This is a genomic window from Paenibacillus sp. PK1-4R, from assembly GCF_030369595.1.
Classification (GTDB): Bacteria; Bacillota; Bacilli; order Paenibacillales; family Paenibacillaceae; genus Paenibacillus.
In genome coordinates, this window is record NZ_CP126535.1 from 462474 (window position 1) to 484603 (window position 22130).

Annotated in this window: 21 protein-coding genes; 14 read left to right on the forward strand and 7 right to left on the reverse strand. The window is 47.8% G+C overall.

Features of this window, described 5'->3' with window-relative positions; translation table 11 throughout:
* Nucleotides 1-304: 304 nt before the first annotated feature.
* The 3 genes from QNO02_RS02205 to QNO02_RS02215 form a co-directional block, all read right to left on the reverse strand.
* On the reverse strand, nucleotides 305-2020 hold the full coding sequence (locus QNO02_RS02205) for a copper resistance CopC/CopD family protein (RefSeq protein WP_289390972.1): 1716 nt from the start codon (nucleotides 2018-2020) through the stop codon (nucleotides 305-307).
* Nucleotides 2021-2228: 208 nt separating this feature from the next.
* The gene (locus tag QNO02_RS02210; protein ID WP_017691021.1) at nucleotides 2229-2885 is read right to left on the reverse strand and encodes a response regulator; all 657 of its coding nucleotides are present in this window, start codon (nucleotides 2883-2885) and stop codon (nucleotides 2229-2231) included.
* A 1-nt stretch (nucleotide 2886) separates the two neighbouring features.
* Nucleotides 2887-3717, reverse strand: a complete 831-nt coding sequence (locus tag QNO02_RS02215) for a sensor histidine kinase (RefSeq protein WP_289390973.1) — start codon at nucleotides 3715-3717, stop codon at nucleotides 2887-2889.
* A gap of 305 nt (nucleotides 3718-4022) precedes the next feature.
* On the opposite strand from QNO02_RS02215, the gene QNO02_RS02220 reads away from it, so the two are divergent.
* A complete protein-coding gene (locus QNO02_RS02220; RefSeq protein ID WP_017691019.1) occupies nucleotides 4023-4190 on the forward strand; it encodes a hypothetical protein in 168 nt (55 codons plus the stop codon).
* Between the two features lie 133 nt (nucleotides 4191-4323).
* Here QNO02_RS02220 and QNO02_RS02225 read toward each other — a convergent pair whose 3' ends face one another.
* From QNO02_RS02225 to QNO02_RS02235, 3 genes are all read right to left on the reverse strand, one after another.
* A complete protein-coding gene (locus tag QNO02_RS02225) occupies nucleotides 4324-6156 on the reverse strand; it encodes a bifunctional diguanylate cyclase/phosphohydrolase (protein WP_133386953.1) in 1833 nt (610 codons plus the stop codon).
* Nucleotides 6157-6466: 310 nt separating this feature from the next.
* Nucleotides 6467-7057, reverse strand: coding sequence for a DUF5317 domain-containing protein (locus tag QNO02_RS02230; RefSeq protein WP_091038128.1), 591 nt, complete (start codon nucleotides 7055-7057; stop codon nucleotides 6467-6469).
* A gap of 243 nt (nucleotides 7058-7300) precedes the next feature.
* A complete protein-coding gene (locus tag QNO02_RS02235) occupies nucleotides 7301-8722 on the reverse strand; it encodes a hypothetical protein (RefSeq protein WP_289390974.1) in 1422 nt (473 codons plus the stop codon).
* Nucleotides 8723-8998: 276 nt separating this feature from the next.
* On the opposite strand from QNO02_RS02235, the gene QNO02_RS02240 reads away from it, so the two are divergent.
* The 7 genes from QNO02_RS02240 (at nucleotide 8999) to QNO02_RS02270 (ending at nucleotide 16178) form a co-directional block, all read left to right on the forward strand.
* Complete coding sequence (locus tag QNO02_RS02240; protein ID WP_017691014.1) at nucleotides 8999-10030, forward strand: BMP family lipoprotein; 1032 nt, start codon at nucleotides 8999-9001, stop codon at nucleotides 10028-10030.
* Nucleotides 10031-10363: 333 nt separating this feature from the next.
* Complete coding sequence (locus tag QNO02_RS02245) at nucleotides 10364-11863, forward strand: ABC transporter ATP-binding protein (protein ID WP_091038131.1); 1500 nt, start codon at nucleotides 10364-10366, stop codon at nucleotides 11861-11863.
* Nucleotides 11860-12927, forward strand: coding sequence for an ABC transporter permease (locus QNO02_RS02250; RefSeq protein WP_017691012.1), 1068 nt, complete (start codon nucleotides 11860-11862; stop codon nucleotides 12925-12927). The genes QNO02_RS02245 and QNO02_RS02250 overlap by 4 nt, the downstream gene beginning before the upstream one ends.
* Nucleotides 12911-13834 (forward strand): ABC transporter permease, encoded by a 924-nt coding sequence (locus QNO02_RS02255; protein WP_289390975.1) that lies wholly within the window; start codon nucleotides 12911-12913, stop codon nucleotides 13832-13834. Before QNO02_RS02250 ends, QNO02_RS02255 begins: the two co-directional genes overlap by 17 nt.
* A 46-nt stretch (nucleotides 13835-13880) precedes the next feature.
* Entirely contained in the window at nucleotides 13881-14552 is a 672-nt protein-coding gene (locus tag QNO02_RS02260; protein WP_289390976.1) for a sulfite oxidase-like oxidoreductase, read from the forward strand.
* Nucleotide 14553: 1 nt separating this feature from the next.
* Nucleotides 14554-15312, forward strand: a complete 759-nt coding sequence (locus QNO02_RS02265) for a nucleoside phosphorylase (RefSeq protein ID WP_249912984.1) — start codon at nucleotides 14554-14556, stop codon at nucleotides 15310-15312.
* 254 nt (nucleotides 15313-15566) lie between these two features.
* A complete protein-coding gene (locus tag QNO02_RS02270) occupies nucleotides 15567-16178 on the forward strand; it encodes a hypothetical protein (RefSeq protein WP_221823887.1) in 612 nt (203 codons plus the stop codon).
* A gap of 65 nt (nucleotides 16179-16243) precedes the next feature.
* Here QNO02_RS02270 and QNO02_RS02275 read toward each other — a convergent pair whose 3' ends face one another.
* Complete coding sequence (locus QNO02_RS02275) at nucleotides 16244-16429, reverse strand: hypothetical protein (RefSeq protein WP_091038138.1); 186 nt, start codon at nucleotides 16427-16429, stop codon at nucleotides 16244-16246.
* A 162-nt stretch (nucleotides 16430-16591) separates the two neighbouring features.
* Here QNO02_RS02275 and QNO02_RS02280 point away from each other — a divergent pair, with 162 nt between their 5' ends.
* From QNO02_RS02280 to QNO02_RS02305, 6 genes are all read left to right on the forward strand, one after another.
* A complete protein-coding gene (locus QNO02_RS02280; protein WP_036616704.1) occupies nucleotides 16592-16777 on the forward strand; it encodes a hypothetical protein in 186 nt (61 codons plus the stop codon).
* Between the two features lie 123 nt (nucleotides 16778-16900).
* Nucleotides 16901-17389 carry a GNAT family N-acetyltransferase gene (locus tag QNO02_RS02285; RefSeq protein WP_176873055.1) on the forward strand — a complete coding sequence of 163 codons (489 nt, stop codon included), beginning with the start codon at nucleotides 16901-16903 and terminating at the stop codon, nucleotides 17387-17389.
* Nucleotides 17390-17445: 56 nt separating this feature from the next.
* Nucleotides 17446-18597, forward strand: coding sequence for a protein kinase family protein (locus QNO02_RS02290; protein WP_289390977.1), 1152 nt, complete (start codon nucleotides 17446-17448; stop codon nucleotides 18595-18597).
* Nucleotides 18598-18697: 100 nt separating this feature from the next.
* Entirely contained in the window at nucleotides 18698-19099 is a 402-nt protein-coding gene (locus tag QNO02_RS02295) for a metal-sensitive transcriptional regulator (protein ID WP_289392660.1), read from the forward strand.
* A 58-nt stretch (nucleotides 19100-19157) separates the two neighbouring features.
* Entirely contained in the window at nucleotides 19158-19358 is a 201-nt protein-coding gene (locus QNO02_RS02300; RefSeq protein ID WP_017691004.1) for a copper ion binding protein, read from the forward strand.
* A gap of 217 nt (nucleotides 19359-19575) precedes the next feature.
* The gene (locus tag QNO02_RS02305; protein ID WP_091038369.1) at nucleotides 19576-22065 is read left to right on the forward strand and encodes a heavy metal translocating P-type ATPase; all 2490 of its coding nucleotides are present in this window, start codon (nucleotides 19576-19578) and stop codon (nucleotides 22063-22065) included.
* Nucleotides 22066-22130 lie beyond the last annotated feature (65 nt).

Here is a 22130-nt window from a genome sequence, read left to right on the forward strand (position 1 = left end):
TTCGGTTACGAATGGTCTTTCGAGTGATTAAAAGCAGGTTACACTTGCTACTTCGATGACAGAATAACCTTCCGATCGCTGTTATCCCCAGATTTTTTGATTCCCTTTTCTTAAAAGGTAAAATCCGGGGATAAAGGCGAACGCTTCGCTTCTTCACGCTATTTCTGCCCTCTCCGTTCTCGTGTAGATCAGAAAGCTTTTAGCTTCGCTTCTCCAGAATCAATTTCGTTCCCTTCACTACATTTGCAGTTTGTAGAAACACTAATTTTAGATTGGGTCACTTTTCAATATAAACGTTGTGTAACTATGGCTTGGCGGTGTCGATCTCAAATTCGGCATCCAGTGCATCCAACGTTTTGGTCAGAAGATGTACCTTGATATTCCAACGTCCAGGCATGGAGATGTAATCTTCAGCCTTGTACACACCAGTGTCGTTTTTCGGAATGGTAATCTCATAGATCCCCATATCCATGTCCAGATGTGTGAGTGACAGTGTGATCTGTTCCAGATCATTAACGATACTGCCATCTGCACGTTTCACATCGACTTCAAATTGGTTCTCTCCCGTCACATTGGGACTCACCTGAAGTGTGATCGCCGAGCCATCTTCCGTAGTCTTTGTCTCTTGATACGGTCCGACCGCAGCCGGTTGTCCTGGAGACAGGTGTGTCAGTACGGCAGCAAGAGCGAGAATCACAGCACCAGTAGCAAGCTCGGCTTTCAGGCTGCCGGATAATCTGCTCCCCGTTGCTGCTCTTGCTAATCTGGCATGACGCCATGCAAAGAGAACCATCACAATCAGCAGGACGATCTTGCCGATCAGGACAAGGCCATAAGCTGTAGTGAACAAGGAAGTCAGCAGAGGTGCTGGTAGAATAATCAGACTGCTGTATATTCCTGTAGCAACCAGAGCGGCTACGGCGGCAATCCCCCAGGCGGTAAACCTGCGAATAGCAACCCAGTAGACCTCTCCCCGCACCTTCGATGGCAGCTTATCCGCCAGTGGAGGCAGACATATTGCCATGGCGGTTAGTGCGCCAATCCAGAAAGCAGCACCAATTAGATGTATGAAATCCATGGCAATCGCCAGCGCACGTTGATCCGCCGCAGCCGGATGTCCCGTCATGGCATGCGTGAACAGCCATCCAAGCACAAGCACAAGTGACCCGTAAGAAGACCAGATGCGAGCACGGATGGATCGATCGCGATCATATCCGGAGAGAATCGTGACGGCCAGCAGCATTACAAGGAGTATCTGTAACATCCAGATCTGGCCAAAAGACGTTAGTTTGAGCGCACTTCCAATAAGTGCCCAGCTTAGTTCGCTCAGAGCCACACCAGATTCATATAACGTATTCAGTGGCAGGCTGACCAGAGCGGCAAAGGAAGCAGCAGCATAGCTGATCCATAACAATCTGTAGCTGCCCGGAACGTCCATAGGTTCTCTTGTCATGGATGTCGGTGCAATTCGTAGCAGCAAGAATGCCAGTGTCCCCAGAATAACAGACAGCCCGAGATACTGAATCCAGTCTGTCAGGGATACGATCCATTTCAGCGGCCCGCCTGTTGAACCGGAACCGGATGTTAGATCACTTAGCCCAGCAGGCGATCCGGAAGGTTCACCGATATGAAAAACATATGCCCCTTGAATTGGGTGCCCATCGGCAGACACAGCTTTCCAGTTAACGGCATAAGTCCCGTTCCCGAGTCCAGCCCGCAGGCCAGTCTCCAGAATATGAGGGCGATCCACATCAATTTGAACTTTTCCATCGTCTGCTTGAGTACCGTCAGGACCGGTAATTTTGATATCATAAAAAGCCGTCTGCAAGGATTCGTTGAACTCCAGCGTCAGCCGTTCCGGAGCAGCTACGAGGATCTCATTTTCTCCTGGCGAAGCCTTAACAATATAAGCATGAGCAGATGCCCACTGTGGCATAACAAGGCAGCACACGAGCAACAGACAGGTGACCAATGCCCAGTGCCGTTTGCCCCAATTCAGGGTAAAGCGTGTAAAAATCAAAAAATCATCACCCTCAGGTTATAGATTTGTAGTCATTCATGGTCCTTTAAACACAATCTAACCCATTATAACTTTGTCCAAAATGACTGCGTATGACTACATTGGGCTATAAAAAAACGATTTTGTCTACATAATTGTGACAAAAGCATGAATGCTATGTCATTTCTCACCTATGTCTGAGGCGTCTGTGAATCCGAAGCAACAATGTTTATTTGCGAAGTTTACGTCCTGCAAGCCCGCTCTCTAGCGCATAGCGGGTGAGTTGTACCCGGTTTTCAAGCTGGAGCTTCTGCAAAATGTTTTTGAGATGATTCTTCACCGTCTGGTCTGAAATACCGAGTTGATCGGCGATCTCTCGATTGGTATATCCCGCGGATACCCATTGCAGAATCTCAAGTTCCCGCGCTGTTAGCGGGTTATCTTGCACATCTTCACTACGTGGTGCGGGAAACTCCTGCAAAATCCGGTAGGCCAGTTCCTTACTGAGCGGTGCATCGTCACTGACGATGGCGCGCAGGTATTCAAGCCAGGTGGAAGGCGTTAGATTTTTGAGCAAATAGCCTTGAGCGCCTTGTTTCAATGCTTCGAACAGAAAGGTCACATCATCCGATACCGTGACCATAACAACAATAACATAAGGGAATCGCAGCTTGATCTGACGGGTGGCTTCCAGCCCATCCATATCCGGCATCTGCACGTCCATCAGGATTAGGTCAGGCATCCATTGCCCGGTGAGCTCCAGCGCTTCCTGTCCATTCGAAGCTGTACCAATCACTTCAAACAGGCTGTCCTCGGATAAAATGCTACAGATCGCTTCACGCGCATGCGCATGATCATCAACCACCAGTACACGTACATGTTCCATATTAAGCATGCTCCTTTCCTATCGTCATTCGTGTATGCCCCGGTCTTGAATCGAGGGTAAAAGACCAACCCATCTCGGCAGCACGCTCCTTCGTAATTCGCAGTCCGTACCGATCCTTCAGATGAATAGGATCTCCACTTAGTCCATTCCCATTATCCTGAATATAAATGAACCAAGCAATTGGGTTACCTTCCGCATGAACCTGAACGCGGGTAGCCTGCGCATGTTTGCGTACATTCAGTAGTCCCTCCCGGATACAGGCGAGCAGTTCCACTTGTTCCTTGGCAGAGAACGTTACACCCCTGAGGTCCCAATGAATCTGTGCGCCAGGTACCGTTTCCTTGACGAGCACTTCGACCTGCGCATGCAGTGAAATAATCTCGGGTGCCACCGTAGAGGAGGGAACAAAACGCAACTGGGCAATAGCTTGCCTTACATATGTATTGACTTCATGCACGGTTTTTTGAATCTCCTGGATCTCATGCTCATATCCGCTCCCTGCCAGACTACGGCCTGCTTTATCGGTCTTCACTGACAGCAGGAAAAGAGACTGAGATATGCCGTCGTGAAGTTCCCGTGCCAATTGGTCACGAGCCTCCAGCGCTGCTTTCGCCGCACGTTCCTGCTCCAGAGCAGCCCTGGCACCTTCGAGCATGTGGAACAATCGGCTGAGCAGTGTCACGCTGACGAGGTAAACGATAAGGGGTGTTAACCAGTTTCCTGCATCCATCGATAGGTATGGCATCAGAAACTGATGGCGAATGTATTCCCAAATGCCAACCGTGAATGTGGGGATCAGCAGAATCATCCATTTGATTTGTTTATAGGACATGAATGCAGAACTCCTTTGATCTAGGATTAGCTTAATTAGGTACTTTATTTATACAGGGATGGGACCATTATAACGCAAGGTTGTCCAAGACCCTAGTCTGTGTCTTTGGGGAATGCTGGGGAGGATCAGGGAGTATTTAGAAGGATATCTAAGAACGATAAGGGGTGAAATGTTGTCACGCTAGGTGAGGGTTGGTGTGACCAGCTGAGGAAGGCTGAGTCCGTTTTCCCTATCGGAGAAGGTCCTCTATACTTAATATAGAACGTGAATTCATTACAAAACATGTTAAGGAGTGACGCAACAACATGAGTCAAGAAGTATTGGAACGTCGCAGTGAATTGCTCAAAAAGAACATTCATCAGATGCTTGTTCAAGACAATCAGCACGGTATCAGTCGCCAAGACAACATGTTTTTGCAGCAGATGATTAAAGAGCTGCATCAGACCTCACATGAGCTGAATACCAAATCTTAATGTAGAATCTGCACGAGAATGAAGTTGTCTGGTGTACGATTCATTCCATGAAAATGAAAATGGCGCTATCTCCGATCAGACCGGGGATAGCGCTTTGACTTTTTCAGGGGGGATAGAAGAAGCTCCATTTATTTTACTGCAACTGTTGCTGAGCGGTTCTTTTCTCAATATATTGAATGAACAACTCGGCTAGCTCCGGATCGAACTGTGAACCCGAACATGAGCGTAGCTCCCGAATCGCTTCTTCCACGTTCTTGGTTTCCTGATACGGCCGCTCTGTCGTCATGGCATCAAAGGAGTCAATCACGGTCAGCATCCGGCAGAGCCGGGGAATCTCGTTACCCTTCAGGCCGTAAGGATAGCCTTTGCCATCATAACGCTCGTGGTGAAGTTCAATATACGGAATCAGATCGGCGAAGCGATCGTTCGTGATCACCATTTTTTTGCCCCAGGTGACATGTCCTTTGATTGTTTCCCATTCTTCTGCGGTGAGTTTGTCTTTTTTGTTCAGAATGGACCAAGGAATCTCCAGTTTGCCGATGTCATGAATCAGTGCTCCCAGCACGAAACGACGTTTTTCCGCATTGTCCAGTGCGAGCAATTCACTGATATCCAGTGCATATTTGTAGACCCTTTTGGAATGTTTAAACGTATCCATATCCTTGTATCTGAACAGATTAAGCTGCTGCTCGATGTCACGAACGTCCTGTACCAGATCAATCTCATGTTCCATGCCATCATTGCTGCCGTGGCGGTGCACGTTGTTCTTGCCCTGTTTCTTCGCATAATACAGTGCTTTATCCGCCTGATCCACCAGCTGGGATTTGTTATACATATCCACCTGATAGGGCGCGACGCCAGCAGAGAAGGAGAGACAACCGTGTGGAAACACTTCAACGCCTTCAAACGGCGTGTCGTTCAGTTGTTTACGCAGCTTGTTCATGAACCTGTAGGATTCGTCCAACTCCATGCCTGGCATGAGCAAAGTAAACTCTTCCCCTCCATAACGAAAGGCGGTAACAGGTGTGCCTTCCGTCTTTCGCATCAGAAAATCCCCCAGCAGAGCCAGCAGACTGTCACCTTGAAGGTGGCCAAACCGATCGTTATACTTTTTGAAATCATCAATATCAATAAGCCCCAGACAGAGCGGCGTTCCCTGCGTACGAGCGGTAGTCAGTTCATTTTCCAACATACTTTCAAAATAACTATGGTTGAACAGACCTGTGCGTTGATCCGTGTTAGCTTTCTCCTCAATGGTCTGATACATGACAAACAACTGCTTGAATGCATGGGAGAGCAGAATACTGAGACTCAGATACAACAACAGACCGAGCACGCCATTGTGTACAACCAGAATCGTCAGGACAAGTGCCAGAATCAGCGTACATAAATAAACCAGCAGGGATTCGGTAACGAATGCCCGCTTCATCTGCTGTAATGCATCCTTCGTTGAGAAATGAAAGAATAAGCCAAGTGTGATCGTGTTGATGATGAAATAGGCTGCCAGTGCTGCAAAATAAGGAATCAGATTATAACCATCCAGAGTTCCCGATTGCCCGCCAGTCCACTCAAAAACGGCAGCTGCTCCTGTAATCATGAGACTGTAGATGCTGAAATTGACAATGTGTTTCCACCAGGTGAGCTTGCGCTCTTTGATTAACAGGATGATGGAGACAGGAAGCAGTACAGATAAACTGAAAGCTCCGCCAAACATGAATATACAGGCAAGGTATACCGATGAATCCATGGATTGCTGATTGCCTTTGGGTGGAATCTGGAACGTGAAATAATCCAGAATTAACGCCGCACCCAGCATGGTGTAGACCATGACCCAATCCGCCGTGGTTAGATGAAGGTAAGACCACTTGTTCATGTACAGAAAAACACCGATCCCGGTACAACTAAGCAAAATAACATACAGACTGCTTCGATCTGCCTTATGGATAAGGTTACGAATAAAGTTCATAAAAAATCTCCTGCTTGGGTTTAGTCTACTCTTGATGTGTATATAATTGGTGTTCTTGTATCGGTGTATACTATATAGATGTATAACATACCAAGTTGCCTGCCAAAAATCCAGAAAGAAAAAACAGGCCGCTGGCAGCCTGTTTGTCTTGTTTGGCGGTATGGATACTAGCCGCCAAGCTTGTATCCCGAAGTTAACGCTACAACGACAGAAGCCACGATGATTGCGTTGATGACAATGCGGGAATATTTCACACCTTCAAATTTTTTCATGGAGAAGACCTCCCTTCCTTGGAGTCTACCTGTTTTCTTCAAGCCTGATGAGTTTTAGCTGGTTGCACAGCCTTTTTGTCCCGATTCACCATCATGTATTGGATAAAAAGGAATATGCCAACGTTCATGACCACATCACCGATACTGATCACCTGAGTCCGTGGATAAGGGCTGGAGAGTGGGATGATATCACCGAGAAAAGGCAGATTTGTAGATGCATCCATCATAAAATGCTTTGATACGGCGCCGCCTTCCCGGAGCATGTCTACATAATAGGGTCCCAGTACAGCGGAGGCTTCCACAGAAACAGGCATGCGCCCACCGTTTACTGCCATCACGGCAAAATTGAGAAATACCCCAACCCAGATGAGCATGAAACCGGTATGGTGTCTGTTGAGCCACAGGAAAGCGAGCCCTGTGATGTAGACGGCAGCAAAGAGATATCCATTAATGGATGCCACCCATTCGAATCGTTCCTGGAGATAGAAAATAAAGAACTGGATTAGCAACAATACAGGGAAAATCCAGCCGCTTCGCAGCTTGAGTGCTGCAAACTGGTTGAGCCCATGCCGCAACCCGCCCCGAAAAAATCCAACGATCAAGCCTAGTAGAATACCGTCATATACCATGGAGTAACTCCTGTTCGTGCGGAGATATGCAATATGATTGCGTGTTTGTGTACATAAAGGATTCGACCTTATATTGGTAATTCCTGCATGGGGAAAATGATTTTGTAGAAGAAATTTGAAAAATGCTGAACAAAAAACCGCCTTTACGAATCCAGGGGGCGAAACCCCTGCAAAATTCGGTAAAGGACGGCTGCTTATGGTGCCAAAATACGAGCTTTAATTCGTTTGGAGACGGAATTTATTTTATTCGGATCCACCGTTCAGATAGTTGAAGAAAGGCTGGTCCACCCAGAAGTCATACGTCGTAATGTCTGCATCGGGTGCCAGCTTCAGGAAACCTTCCCGAATGGCTTTGGCATTCTCTTTCAGAGAGAAGGACTGAGCATAGTAATTGCCAAGCGCGATCTTATTATTGGAAATGACCGGGTAGTTGGCTAATGCAGTTGGTGAGTAATAAAGTGGTTGCCACCAGGAATTGAGAATCAATGGCGATGTACTGTCACTGTTCTTCTTGGCATATTTCAGCACAATGTCGTTGAAGCGAACTTTGTCTGCCACATTGTTGAACTCAAACTGAATATCATATTCCTTCGCAGAAGCGATATAGTTGCCGTTCTCGATCTGTGTCACTTTATAATCAGGCGTTTCCTTTGGCTCGCCCCATTCCTTCAAATAAATGAAGGCAGATGTCTTCGGCTGGAATTGCACATCAGCATCAATACCTTCGCTACGCAGCAAACCAACCAACTGTACAGCATGTTGAATATTATCGTGGCCGTAGGTAAGTGTCAGTTCATCGATAAAGTTGGAATCAAAGCGGCTATCCTTCAGATTGTAACCTGTTACGAGATCATCTCGCAGGGCCTGATCCACAATTTTTCTCAGCTCAGGTGATTCGATCAGATCCGCTGTGCGATATGCAGCATACAATTTGGAATAGATGTCCGCATCGCCGGAACGCCCAATCTCATGTTTGTATTTCCCTTGACTGACCAGTACGCGTCCAAGCAAAGTATTAGCGAAATCTTTACTTGCTACGCCACCCTTAAGGAGAGCGGGGTACAGGCTTTCGGGAATGAGGCCTGTATCAATCGCCGCAGCCAGTTCCTGTGCGGCTTGTCCCTGAACACGGTTCGGGTTAATGCCAACTTTGGCAAGCGCTTTGGCTGTTTTCTCTGCAGGATATGTATAAGCCAGTTCCTTGAATCCGGCTGCTTTCACCGCGATGAAGACCGCCGCATAAGTGCTCAGTTGATCCTTGGCACGTACTTCTGTACCCGTAAGAACCCCATTATTGTATAAGGATACGGCAGCATCATAGGAAGAATCACCAGAGGCCAGATCGGTAAAGACAGGAGCTTTGGCTGCACTGTCACTTGCTTGAGTTGCTTCCGTGATGGCTGCAATGGCTTGAATGAAATCACCTTTGGTAATCTGTTGCGGCAATTGAATGTTGTATTTCGCTTGCAAGAATTGAGCAAAATCCGCTGCGCTTTCCGTGTAAGCAACTGGCGCCTGAGCTACCGGTCCTTTGACACTTTGTGAGGTGGTGGGTTTAGACGGAGTTGCAGATGCTGCAGAAGCGGAAGCGGGCAAGCTAAGACTGCCGAGTGTTACCGGAGCGGCGAGTAGGGCCGCCAACGTGATCTGGGTGATTTTTTTCAAATGAATAGCCTCCTTAAAATGGGTTGGAAAATGATCAGCTTTGGGTTATAATTCTGACAATTCCTATCAGAATAGAATAATTGGATTGACTTTAGCACGGAGACGCGCTGGATGTCAACGAAAAAAAGCTTGATACAGAACGGTTTCCAATGCTTGGTAGAAAGCGAATTGTCAATTATATTCTATTTGAGTGTATACGCTCAAAGATTTATTGACAAGGATCGACAGTATCCGCTAGGATAAGAAAAAAGAATGTTGAAAAGGGGTATTTTCAAAATGAAAAGAGGTTTATCGTTCGTCTTATCGATCATCATGTTGGCTATTTTGTTGGCAGCTTGTGGGAATTCGGCTTCCAAAGACGAACAATCCGCCCAAGGCAGTGATTCGGAGAAATCTCTTCGGATGGCCCTTGTACTTCCCGAAAAAATAGGGGTTAACCCTTTCTTTGTACAGATGGATGAAGGTTTCAAAAAAGCAGGCGAAGAATTCAAAGTAGATACCAAGACGATTGAATCGACAGACCCGGCAGCATTTGAACAAAATCTGCGTGCTGCGGTTGCCGAGAATTATGATCTGATTATTACAGCCACTTTCCAGGCAGAAGATGCATTGAAGAAAGTCGCAGCAGAGAATCCGGACAAGTCCTTTGCGATTGTAGATACAACCGTTGATCTTCCTAACGTTCGTAGCGTTGGTTTCCGTGAATATGAAGGGGCGTACCTGCTCGGTGCAGCTGCTGGATTGTCCACCAAAACAGACAAAGTCGGCATGATTGCAGCAATGGATGTACCATTGATCAAGAAATACACGGAAGGTTTCAAAGCTGGATTGGAATCCGTGAATCCGGATGCAGAATTCCTCGTGAACTATGTAGGTGGATTTAATGACCCGGCCAAAGCAAAAGAATTGGCACTGGTACAATTCGGCAAAGGCGCTGACTTCATCGCTGGCGCATCCGCTGTAGGCGATCTCGGCGTGTTCGAAGCAGCCAAAGAAAAAGGCTTTTACACTTCCGGTCAGGATACGGACCGTACTGTTGAAGACCCGGAACATATCGTATTGTCTCAATTAAAATCAACGGATACCGTTGCTTATGAGACTGTGAAAGATTTTGTAGAAGGCAACTTCAAAGCAGGTGCAGTAAACTATGGTTTGAAAGAAGACGGTGTAGGCCTGACGTACGTTACACGTGATAGCGAATCTCCGCTGAATGCTTTTGTTGGACAAGAAGTGATCGACAAGGTTAAAGCAATCAAAGATGATATCGTATCCGGAAAAATTGTAGTCAAAGATCCATTGCAACAATAATTTTAATTGTTCTTTTCAATGAATGAGTAATGGAAATGATCAGCCGGCTGCCCGATCAGGCAGCCGGTTTTGCTGCTATTAAATGACCAGTATATGTTCAACTTATCGTTTACACGGTAACGAAGAGGACAGAAATAACCTGAAGAAGCAACGCTAAAAGCTTTCTGAAAGAAAGCTGCTTCCGAAGCATACACCTCGCATTTATCCCCGGATTTTCCCGTGTCAAAAGGGAATCAAAAAAATCTGGGGATAACGGCGATCGGAAGGTTGTTCTGTCATCGTAGTGGCGAGTGTAACCTTTTTAAGTTGAACTGAGGGGAGCGAACGCGAGATATGCTGTTGGAGATGGAGCACATTACGAAGAAATACGGCGGCTTCACCGCTAACCGTGACATCCGTTTTAATTTGCGTGAGGGAGAGATTCATGCCCTTGTAGGTGAGAACGGGGCCGGTAAAACAACCTTGATGCGTATGTTGTATGGTATGGAACAGCCTACGTCGGGCACAATCAAAGTCCGTGGACGTGAGGTGAGCTTTGCCACGCCGTCTCAGGCGATGGCAAGTGGCATCGGTATGGTGCATCAGCATTTCATGCTGTTCCCTTCCTTTACGGTGGCGGAGAACATCGTGATCGGACGTGAACCGGCTAAGGCAGGCGCATTTGACCGCAAAAAAGCAGCGGCTCAGGTAAATGAGTTGGGCAGACAATATGGCATGCCGGTTGACCCGTGGAAAAAAGTATCCGAGTGCCCGCTTGGCATGCAGCAGCGTGTTGAAATTCTCAAGGTGCTGCATCAGGGCGCAGACATCATTATATTGGATGAACCTTCGGCGGTACTGACACCGCTTGAAGTGAAGGAACTGCTGGCGAATATGAAATCTCTCGCCAAGCTGGGCAAAACCTTTGTACTGATCACGCACAAGCTGCAAGAAGTCATGGATGTAGCAGACCGGATCACGGTGCTTCGGGATGGTCAGGTGACAGGTACGTTGGAAGCGAAGGATACACATGTGGAGGAATTGTCCCGTCTGATGGTTGGTCGTGAACTTGTGCGTATGGACAAGCAGCCATCGGTTCCAGCCGAAGCCGTGCTTCAAGTGGAAGGGGTTAATCTGTCCGGAGCGAAGGATCGTTCGGCGCTCAAGGAGATCCATATGGAGGTTCGAAAAGGTGAGGTCGTTGGTATAGCGGGTATCTCGGGGAACGGCCAGTCGGAACTGATTCAGGTCATTGCCGGACTACGTAAGGCGGATAGTGGTCGCGTTGTGCTCTCCGGGCAGGATACAACCAACTGGCCTGTACGGCGAATAAGGGAGCATGGACTTGCTCATATTCCGGAAGATCGCTACATGTGGGGAGCGGCCAAGGATGCGAGCGTTCGCGAGAACGGGCTAATGGGACACCATCATCGCTTACAGTCACGCGGCATTATCAAAGCCAAAGCAGCAAGAACGATGGTAGAGAGCTGGATCAAACAGTTCAGCATCAAGACAGGTTCTGCGGAAACCAAGGCACAGTTCCTGTCCGGAGGAAACTTGCAGAAGCTGATTGCTGCCCGTGAATTTGCACAGGATACACCGTTTCTAATTGCAGCCGAACCAACACGTGGTGTGGATATCGGTGCTATGGAGACGATTCATGCCGAATTGCTGCGCAAACGCAGTGAGGGCGCTGGCATTCTGCTCATTTCATCGGAGTTGTCGGAGATTTTGCAATTATCTGATCGGATTATTGTCATGTATGAAGGCGAAATTGCCGGAGAACTGAGAGCAGAAGAAGCGACTGAGGAACAGATCAGCTTGTTAATGGCAGGAGGGAAAGAGCGGATATGAATCGGGTAAAAGAAACACTTCGCGGACTCGTACAGCCGCTGCTTGCCGTATTCATCGGTCTGATTGCAGGGGCTGTAGCGATTCTGATCGTTGGCGGTAATGTGGTAGATACGTATGCGGAGATGTGGAAAGGAGCCTTCGGCAACTTCTACTTCTTCACCAATACGTTGGCTCGTTCCACACCAATCATCTTGGCGGGGCTTGGCGTAGCATTGGCATTCCGTGCCGGATTTTTCAATATGGGAGCCGAAGGCCAGATGATTCTTGGCGGGCTCAGTGCCGCGCTCACGGCGCTCTATCTGCCAGGGCCAGGCTGGTTCGTGTGTATTGCTGCGATTGTGGCTGGTATTGTTGCCGGAGGAATCTGGTCCCTGTTTGCAGGTTGGCTGGATGCTCGGTTTGGCATGAATCTGTTGATTACAACCTTACTACTTAACTATATTGCCATTTATTTTGGTGGATACATGGTCTCCTATCCATTTAAGGACCGCACAGGATCTGCAGCAATGGCTCAGACACCCATGATTGACCAGAGTATCTGGTTGCCGAAGTTGTTCCAGGGCATGGGGCTGCATGCCGGCTTCATCATTGCCATTGTAGCGGCTATTCTGATCTACTGGTTCACACATAAAACGGTGACTGGTTACGAGATCCGCATGCTCGGCAGCAACCCATCCTTTGCAACCTACGGTGGTGTTCGCCGCATTCGCATGATGATGTTGTCCATGGTCATTAGTGGTGGACTTGCTGGACTCGCGGGTGCGGGGGAAGTGCTCGGTACACAGTACCGTTTCCTTGATGGCTCATTGTCATCGGCGAGTTACGCATGGAGCGGCATTATGGCAACGCTACTTGCCCGCTCGCATCCACTCGGTACAGCTGTGGCAGCTATTTTGCTGGCTGCGTTACAGACAGGTGCCATGGGGATGGAACGGAATACGGATGTGCCGCTGGAAGTTGGCAGTGTCATCCAGGCTGTATTGACGTTATTTGTATCAGCTCAGATCGGTTATTCATTCCTGAAGCGGAGAAAGGAGAAAAAGTCCAATGCAACAACTGTTTGATGCAGCCATGTTTGGCTCAACCTTGCGGATTATGACTCCAATCCTGCTTGCAGCGCTCGGTGGGGCTTTATGTTCTCGTGTCGGTCTGTTTAACGTGGGTCTTGAAGGACTGGTTCTGATCGGTGCATTCTCCGCCATTGTCGGCAATTATCTGTTTGGCAATGTGCTGCTTGCTGTACTCTTTTCCATTATTATTGTGATGTTGTTCTCGGCGCTCTTTGCCTTTATAAGTATTAATCTCAAGGCCAACGCCATCGTGGTCGGGATCTCGCTCAACTTCCTGGCTGCGGGGGTAACGACCTTTGCACTGCGTGCGATCTTTGATGTAAAAGGTGCATACTACGACAAAGACATGGTGGGACTTCCCAAGTGGGATATTCCGCTGATCAAGGACATCCCGTGGTTGGGCGATGTAATATCGGGACATAGTCCCCTGGTTTACCTCGGCATTGTGCTCGTGATTGCATTGCAATTCTATCTGTTCAAAAGTGTATCCGGCTTCCGCCTGCGTTCCGTCGGTGAGAACCCGATTGCAGCACAGAGCATTGGGATCAAGGTACGCGGCATCCAGTATGGTGCCGTTCTGATGTGCGGCGTGTTGTGTGCCCTGGCTGGAGCACAGTTGTCGCTTGGTCAGGTGACGATGTTTACCGAAGGCATGACCGCGGGTCGTGGTTTTATCGCGCTGGTGGCAACGATGCTGGGACAAGCGAACCCGCTGGGCGTCATGGGCTCCAGTGTGCTGTTTGGCTTCATGGAAGCATTGAGTATTCGTCTGCAAGGCTTCTCCTTGCCAACCCATTTCACGTTGATGTTGCCGTATATTGTGACGCTGGTCGCAATGTTCTTTTTCAAAGACCGTACCTATGCACAGGATGCACTGAAAGCGGGCGGAAGCTCGCGTTAATTCCTAAATGCCGATGTAGAGGCAGCAAAAGAAGGAGGAATTCCACTTGCATAACAAGGCTGAACGTTTGAAAAAAAGTAAAACTCCGGCACCCAAAACAGGTAACGATCACGGAGATCGGCTGCCGCCAGGACAGATGCTGACGGAGAAATTCCCGATTCTGCATGAAGGGGAAGTGCCGGAATATGACCTGTCCACATGGGACCTGAAGGTATTCGGCGAAGTGGAAGAGGAGAAGGTGTTCTCCCTAGCTGAGTTACAGGCGATGCCTCAGGTGAACACGGTGAGTGATATTCACTGTGTCACACGCTGGTCGAAATTCGATACGCCGTGGGAAGGAATTCGCTTCTCCGATTTTGTGAAGTTTCTGGGGGTTAAGCCGGAGGCAAAATACGTCATGATCCATGCCGATCATGATTATGAAACGAATGTACCGCTTGAAGAATTGATGCATGATGACGTACTGCTTGCATTCAAATATAACGGCGAGCCACTAACGCCCAAACATGGTTTTCCGCTGCGTATGGTCGTGCCACAACTCTACTTCTGGAAGAGTGCCAAGTGGATACGTGGTCTGGAGTTTATGACAGAAGATCGGAACGGCTTCTGGGAAGTGAATGGTTTCCACCATTTTGCCGATCCGTTCAAGGAACAACGCTTCTCGGGTGAAGATCTGCCGATTCCGGAAGACGAGTGGACGAAGAAGGAGTTTGATTGATATGTTGATGCCTATTTTGCAGATTCATTCGGAAGACATGCCGGCATACGCCATCGTCTGTGGTGATCCGGCACGTGCGGAGAAGATTTCACGCAAGCTGGAGCAGGCGAGAGAACTGGCGTTCAGTCGGGAGTATCGTACATTTGTTGGATTGTATGAAGGGGTACAGATCGCTGTGGTCAGCCATGGTGTAGGTTCACCTGGAGCAGCTGTCTGCTTCGAGGAATTGATTCGCGCGGGTGTAACAACTCTGATTCGTGTTGGTACAGCGGGATCGTATACAGCGGACTATCCAGCAGGCAGTGTGATTGTGAGTACAGCCGCTGTTCGTACGGACGGATTGACTCGCCAACTGGTGCCGGATGGTTTCCCAGCGGTAGCGGACATTGGGGTGACACAAGCGTTGATCGAAGCTGCTCGTGAGAAAGAAAGCGCGGATGCTGCAACATTTGCAGGCAAAGTGGGCGTTGGTATCACCGTAACGCTGGATGCGTTCTTTGCAGGCGTGGAAGAGATTCCACACCGCAAGTACAAGCAGGCTGGAGCACTTGCGGCTGAGATGGAAATCGCGGCGCTCTACATCGTCAGCACCTTGCGTGGCGCTCGCGCCGGAGCGATTGTCGCGATCGATGGATTCGCGGACAGTGATCTGGCTGCCGAGTATGATCCGCATACGGATGCGGTTGGACAAGCGGTGGAGCGCGAGATTAATGCAGCGCTACATGCGCTAGTCGCGCTTGCTCGTCAGGATCAGGCTTAGGTTGGTTAAAACAAGTATGCATTTTTGCTCAGTGTTACAAGCAAACCAGTAGATGATGTCCATTTGAGGTGGATAATATAAAAAGGGCGTCCCGTAAGGTCATGAATATGACCCAAGGGGCGTCCTTTCCTTTTAAGTTTTCCGTTTATAGTTAAGTGGCGCCTTTTTAAATAAACTGAAAAAGAAGAGGGGATGCAGGTACAGTAGCGAATTGTATTTCATGGCATGTTATTAAATTAGGAGAGTGATTAAATATGGGCTGGAGTGAATTACGTGAAATTCCTAATGAATACAGCGATGAGGTACAGCGGATTGATGAGCAACTTTTGAAACTGGTTGCAGCCAGAAAGGACATAACCGGAGCAGTCCAATACCAACCTCCTCAAAATACCATCGATGAATGGGTGAGCTTACTGGATATGAAGGAGGAAGATATCCGATATGTTCTCCGTAGCGTGCAACCGATGCCGCAAAGACACTACTTTCCAAGTGAACCTCTTCAATTGACAAGTGTGGTGCCGATTATGAAGAAAATGATTAAAGATTCGTGTGAGTATATGATCACGCATTCGATGCAATATGAAGGCGAAAGCCTCGTATATGTGGAGATTCAATATAAGGGGAATGAAGCTGAGCGTATACAAATGGTTCCACATTTGGCTCTGGAAATATTCAGCGAACAGAGACATATCACCATGAGACATGGCAGTCGTGGAGGAGGTGGGGAGACTCAAATTAGTTTCCGAGTGGTTCCTGCTCTTCCTTCTTCTCTGGAAAACGTTCGATTCTCCTTGATTCCCTCAATACCAGAGATGGAATACAAAGTAGAGGAAATCATTTTGGATAAACAGGTTGATTTCGATTAACGGGGAACAGGATATATCATGAAAAATGACGTATGGATAATGCGCATGTATTAAGGGCGCAAAATCTATACGTCATTATGTTTATCTGGGTAAATAACACCTTGTTCTTTCTCAAATTCATCAATATGTTGTTCAATAAGATACTCAATCTGCATTGCAATAGATCGTTTGTTTTTGTCCGCAATAACTTTAATTTTCTCAAAATTCTTTTCTCGCAACCTAAGTGTAAAAACTCTTTTATCTGTAGCCATGAAATAAAATCTCCTTAAAAAGTAATGTTCATATTGTATCATTAATTCAAGTAACACATAACTTGGGGACGGCCTGATCCTCAAAGAGAATGATAATGCAGAAAGTGGGCACGTTATATAAAGGAACATCAACCATGAATACGAAAAAGGGAGGACTCTATGATGACACAGAACAATCAACCTCAGGACGAGGCGGAAATTCGCAACAAGCTGGATGAAGACGGGGATTCCTTGATGGAGAAAAAGAAGATTTTGAGCGGAGTGGACATTGAGCCGCAGGCGGATGAATGGGCCGCGAAGCCATCACCTGTTGCTTTTAATGAAGGAAATACTTCTTCGAAAAAATAAGCAACATGAGCATCACATTCGCTTTGTGGAATGAAAATAAATTTAGCGAAGCAGGTACCCTTATGGTATCTGCTTTTTGGTTGTATAATAATGTAAAATTCAGTAGATGAAAGAGTGATGGGGATGAGTACAGGTACGATTAACATCAGAAAGGCAGAAATGAGGGACTACTCTGGCGTGTCATTATTGATGGATGAGTTGCACCAGATGCATGTCGAGGGGCGGCCCGATCTATACAGAGCGTTAGAGACCAGAATGGAGGAAAAGGAGTTCACCGAACTGCTGGAAACGGATAAGCGTTACCTGTATGTTGCCGAGTCTTCGGAAACGGGTTTGATTCTGGGTTACGGGAGTGCGCAGTTAAGTGTTATTCAAGATAACTCGTTGATGGTGGATCGTAAGTTGCTGTACATCCATGAACTTGTAGTGGATACCAAGCATCGGGGCCAAGGAACAGGCAAACAGTTACTACAAGCATTCATCGAGCTAGGGAGAGAGCTTCAGGCAGACAGCGTGGAATTATCCGTGTCGACTTTTAATTCTGGGGCACAGGCTTTCTATGAACAGATGGGTCTGGTCGTACGCAGTAGCAGGATGGAGTATACCTTGTAAGGCACAACCAGTGGAGTGAAAGGAACATCGGCATGGAGGGGAGGGGAACGAAGGATATGGGAAGTATTAATGAAAAAGAACAACTTAGCGAGAATAACATTTTGCAATCTTCTGAGGATGTGGAATATCTTGTTCGCAGTGTGCAGAAACTGTTGGAAGAGCCTGACGCAGTAATACAATCTTGGGAAGTTGAACCCATCAATCCGGGACGTCTTAATTTCACCACATCAGGTATTTATCGAATTCGTGGAACAGCTACTGCAGCTGGAGCATTACTATCATGGTCACTTATCTTGAAATGTATTAAACCGGACTCAGCAGAGAAGGAAGATGTTACATACCATAACTATTGGAAAAGAGAAGCTGAGATATTCTCATCAGGAATACTGGATCATTTGCCGGGACGTATCATAGCTCCGCGTTGTTTCTCTGTACAGTACAGATTGGACCACACCATTGGGTTGTGGATGGAAGATGTGTCTTGTCATTCGAAGTGTGATCATGTCTGGCCCCTGGATGATTGGGGATGGATTGCGGAACGCCTTGGTGAGTTTCACGGAGCCTATCTGACGGGAGCACCATTACCTCAACAAGAATGGATCTGCCCGAGTTGGCTCAAATCTTGGGTTAGGGGATGTCGTCAGTATGCTCCTGTAATCCAAAAGCAAGCCCATTCAATCTGGCAGTGGTTCAACCAATATAGCGAGCAGTTGGACAAGGTTATAAATACACTGGACCAATTACCACGAGTATTGTCACATCAGGATTTGGGGCAAGGCAATATATTTATGCCAACAGAACGTCTGGACGATAGCGTACTTACTCTTATTGATTGGCAATTCATGAGTATTTCTGGTGTTGGTGAAGAATTAGGAAAGCTATTTGGAGTTAATGCAAGTTTGGGTCATATTGCAGCAGAGGACATATTTACAGCTAAAGAGGAAATGTTCGATCGCTACATGTATGGACTTCGGACAGCGGGGTGGATGGACGATGAAAGACTTGCAAGGTACGGCTACTGTGTCGCCATTGCAGCTCGAAGTATGTGGGAAGTCCCTGAGTGGTTGAAATGGGTGGAACAGTCCCAGTCTGTTTCAGATATTAATGATGAGTTTAATCGGAAAATGAGTGTCCGTAGTCAGATCATTACTCTTCAGATAGAGATGTCATTCGAGGCAGCTGAACTATCTCATGCTCTATTTAATTAGGTAGGGATTCATCCATTTTAATAAAATATCAGAATACTCTTGAATACCCCCATGGGGTATGTTACTCTTAGAAAAGAACGAAAGAAAAGGGGTGTTCATGATGGATCATCAGAGCCATCCCGAGGAACCTTTGCAATCCTCCAAGTCCGATTCAACGGAAGTTTTGGCTACAGTTCAAGAAGAAGCGGTATCCTGTCATGCCGAGGGCAGTGATGGGAAGCATGTGCGCAAGAGTCACCATTCGCAGGAGATGAAGAGTAACCTGGTTTCTCGTTTGAACCGTGTGGAAGGTCAGATTCGCGGGATCAAGGGATTGATCGAGAAGGATACGTATTGTGATGATGTGCTGACGCAGATTGCGGCGGCTCAGTCTGCTCTTAATTCAGTAGGCAAACTTTTGCTTGAAGGCCATATGAAGAGCTGTATCGTTGAGCGTATTCAGGCTGGTGAACATGAGGTTGTGGATGAACTGCTGGTTACGATGCGGAAGTTAATGAAGTAAGCTGAATCAATTCACCTATTTAATTTATCATTTAATATACCCCAAGGAGGAATTTACAATGTCTAATGTTACGTTGAACGTTACGGGAATGTCTTGCAATCACTGTGTGAAGTCGGTTGAAGAAGCTGTGAAGAATACCGGTGCGAGTGGTAAGGTTGATCTGGCAGCGGGAACAGTAGCGGTGGAATATGATGAGCAGACGGTGAACGTGGATCAGATCAAAGCTGCGATTGAAGATCAGGGATACGATGTAGTCTAACGGGATCACAGGCTTAAACCGAACATGCTCATGGGCGAAAACGAGGTCAGAGTACCTTTTTCCAAGAGTCAGGTTTAAGCCTAATTTTCTGTCTGATATATACCCCTTGGGGGTATAATGCAATGCAACATACAAAAATTGAATTGACATGAAAGGAGCTGACATGATGGATAACTCAACGAATAAACCAATGGATAGATCATCCGAACCCACACCAATGCCACCTATGGCAGAAGCACCAGGACTAAAGGCAACACTGCACATCACGGGAATGACTTGTGCTGCATGTTCGACGCGAGTGGAGAAGGGATTGACCCGCATGGAAGGGGTACATGAGGCCAATGTGAACCTTGCTATTGAACAGGCAACCGTATCTTATGATCCGAAGACAACCAACGTGAATGCGTTGCGGGATAAAGTAGAGGCTCTTGGCTACGGTACGGTGTCCGAATCAGTTGATTTGAACATCACCGGTATGACGTGTGCCGCCTGTTCTGCCCGGATTGAAAAAGGTCTTTCCCGACTACCGGGGGTATCTCAGGCGAATGTTAATCTGGCGCTGGAAACAGGGCATATCGAATATGCCGCTGGTGCATTGAAACCTTCGGATATTACCGCCAAGATCAAGCAGATGGGCTACGGTGCTGAACTGCAATTGACGCAAGAAGAGACCACATCGGTTCGTGAACGTGAGCTGCAACGCAAAAAGTGGAAATGGATGATCTCTGCGTTGTTATCGATTCCTTTACTGTGGGCAATGGTGGGGCATTTCTCGTTCACATCCGGAATCTATGTCCCAGATCTGTTCATGAACCCTTGGTTCCAGCTGATTCTGGCAACGCCAGTACAGTTCGTGATTGGATGGCAATTCTATGTGGGGGCATACAAAGCCTTACGTAACGGCAGTGCCAATATGGACGTTCTCGTGGCACTGGGTACCAGCGCAGCGTTTTTCTACAGTCTGTATCTGACGTTATCCAGTGGGTACTTACCTTCTACGACGACGATGGATCACGGCGCAATGGGAACGAGCACAGCCGCCATGCCTTCGGTAGAACTCTATTATGAGACAAGTGCAATTCTAATTACGTTAATTTTACTGGGAAAATGGTTCGAAGCTGTGGCGAAAGGTCGCTCTTCACAGGCGATCAAAAGCCTGATTGAACTGGCTCCACGTGAAGCCCGTGTCATCCGTGATGGACAGGAAGTTATGGTTCCAGCCGCATATGTTGCGGTGGGTGATCTGATCCTGGTGAAGCCGGGGGACAGTATCCCGGTGGATGGTATTGTTGAAGAGGGCCAATCCTCTGTGGATGAATCCATGTTAAGCGGAGAGAGCCTTCCCGTGGATAAAAAGCCAGGAGATCCCGTTACAGGTGCTACGCTGAACAAAAACGGGGTATTACGACTACGTGCGACCCGAGTGGGATCGGACACGGCTTTGTCCCAGATTATTAAAGTAGTCGAGCAAGCTCAGGGCTCCAAAGCACCGATCCAGCGGATTGCAGATGTCATATCGGGTATATTTGTTCCGATTGTCGTGGGTATTGCCGCGCTGACATTCTTGATCTGGTATCTGTTTGCAAGTCCAGGTGACTTCGCTGGTTCCCTTGAAAAAGCGATTGCCGTGCTTGTCATTGCCTGTCCATGTGCACTGGGGCTGGCAACACCGACCTCTGTCATGGCTGGATCAGGACGTGCGGCTGAATATGGCATTCTGTTCAAGGGCGGCGAACATCTGGAGTCGGCACAACAGATTCAGACCGTGGTGCTCGACAAAACAGGTACAGTGACCCAAGGTAAACCCGTCCTTACTGATGTTGTTACGGCTCCGAATTGGACGGAATCCGATCTGCTTGAGCGAGTGGGAGCGGCCGAACAGAGTTCCGAGCATCCGCTGGCAGAGGCGATTGTTGCGGGTATACGTGCCAAGGGTCTGGAGTTAACCCCAACAGAGAAGTTTGAGAACATACCGGGATACGGCGTGCGAGCTTCATTAAAAGGACAGGAAATTCTGGTCGGCACACGGCGGCTGCTTGCGGATGAACAGGTGAATGTCTCAGAGGAAACTGTTCAGCAAATGAACCGACTGGAAGAGCAGGGACGTACAGCGATGTTGGTTGCGGTGGATGGTCAGTGGGCAGGTATCGTGGCTGTGGCTGATACCATCAAGGATACCTCTCGCGAAGCCATCGGTCGTCTTCAGGCGATGGGGATCGATGTTATCATGATCACGGGAGACAATGAGCGAACAGCTCGCGCTGTAGCAGAACAAGCAGGGATCCGTAAAGTTCTGGCTGAGGTTCTGCCGGAAGGCAAAGCAGCGGAAGTGAAGAAACTTCAGGAGAGTGGCCTGAAAGTTGCGATGGTAGGTGACGGCATTAATGATGCTCCGGCACTTGCTACTGCTGATATTGGGATGGCCATCGGAACAGGAACGGATGTAGCGATGGAAGCGGCGGATATTACGTTGATGCGTGGTGATCTGAACAGCATTGCAGATGCGATTGAGATGAGCCGGCGCACGATGGGTAACATCAAACAAAACCTGTTCTGGGCACTTGGATACAACGTTATTGGTATTCCTATTGCGGCAGTTGGCTTCCTGGCTCCATGGCTGGCAGGGGCAGCGATGGCGTTCAGCTCCGTGTCGGTTGTACTGAATTCGCTGCGTCTGCAACGCATGAAGCTGAAGAGAAGTGAATAACTGACCTTTGTTTGGAGATATATTCAACGCCTCATTGTCAATGAAGTGAGGATGAATAAATACGC

Bases quoted from the DNA above. Each gene is read 5' to 3' on its own strand.
- QNO02_RS02210 (WP_017691021.1), bottom strand. From the start codon at position 2,885: ATGGAACATGTACGTGTACTGGTGGTTGATGATCATGCGCATGCGCGT.
- QNO02_RS02215 (WP_289390973.1), bottom strand. From the start codon at position 3,717: ATGTCCTATAAACAAATCAAATGGATGATTCTGCTGATCCCCACATTC.
- QNO02_RS02220 (WP_017691019.1), top strand. From the start codon at position 4,023: ATGAGTCAAGAAGTATTGGAACGTCGCAGTGAATTGCTCAAAAAGAAC.
- QNO02_RS02225 (WP_133386953.1), bottom strand. From the start codon at position 6,156: ATGAACTTTATTCGTAACCTTATCCATAAGGCAGATCGAAGCAGTCTG.
- QNO02_RS02230 (WP_091038128.1), bottom strand. From the start codon at position 7,057: ATGGTATATGACGGTATTCTACTAGGCTTGATCGTTGGATTTTTTCGG.
- QNO02_RS02240 (WP_017691014.1), top strand. From the start codon at position 8,999: ATGAAAAGAGGTTTATCGTTCGTCTTATCGATCATCATGTTGGCTATT.
- QNO02_RS02245 (WP_091038131.1), top strand. From the start codon at position 10,364: ATGCTGTTGGAGATGGAGCACATTACGAAGAAATACGGCGGCTTCACC.
- QNO02_RS02250 (WP_017691012.1), top strand. From the start codon at position 11,860: ATGAATCGGGTAAAAGAAACACTTCGCGGACTCGTACAGCCGCTGCTT.
- QNO02_RS02255 (WP_289390975.1), top strand. From the start codon at position 12,911: ATGCAACAACTGTTTGATGCAGCCATGTTTGGCTCAACCTTGCGGATT.
- QNO02_RS02265 (WP_249912984.1), top strand. From the start codon at position 14,554: ATGTTGATGCCTATTTTGCAGATTCATTCGGAAGACATGCCGGCATAC.
- QNO02_RS02270 (WP_221823887.1), top strand. From the start codon at position 15,567: ATGGGCTGGAGTGAATTACGTGAAATTCCTAATGAATACAGCGATGAG.
- QNO02_RS02275 (WP_091038138.1), bottom strand. From the start codon at position 16,429: ATGGCTACAGATAAAAGAGTTTTTACACTTAGGTTGCGAGAAAAGAAT.
- QNO02_RS02280 (WP_036616704.1), top strand. From the start codon at position 16,592: ATGACACAGAACAATCAACCTCAGGACGAGGCGGAAATTCGCAACAAG.
- QNO02_RS02285 (WP_176873055.1), top strand. From the start codon at position 16,901: ATGAGTACAGGTACGATTAACATCAGAAAGGCAGAAATGAGGGACTAC.
- QNO02_RS02290 (WP_289390977.1), top strand. From the start codon at position 17,446: ATGGGAAGTATTAATGAAAAAGAACAACTTAGCGAGAATAACATTTTG.
- QNO02_RS02295 (WP_289392660.1), top strand. From the start codon at position 18,698: ATGGATCATCAGAGCCATCCCGAGGAACCTTTGCAATCCTCCAAGTCC.
- QNO02_RS02300 (WP_017691004.1), top strand. From the start codon at position 19,158: ATGTCTAATGTTACGTTGAACGTTACGGGAATGTCTTGCAATCACTGT.
- QNO02_RS02305 (WP_091038369.1), top strand. From the start codon at position 19,576: ATGCCACCTATGGCAGAAGCACCAGGACTAAAGGCAACACTGCACATC.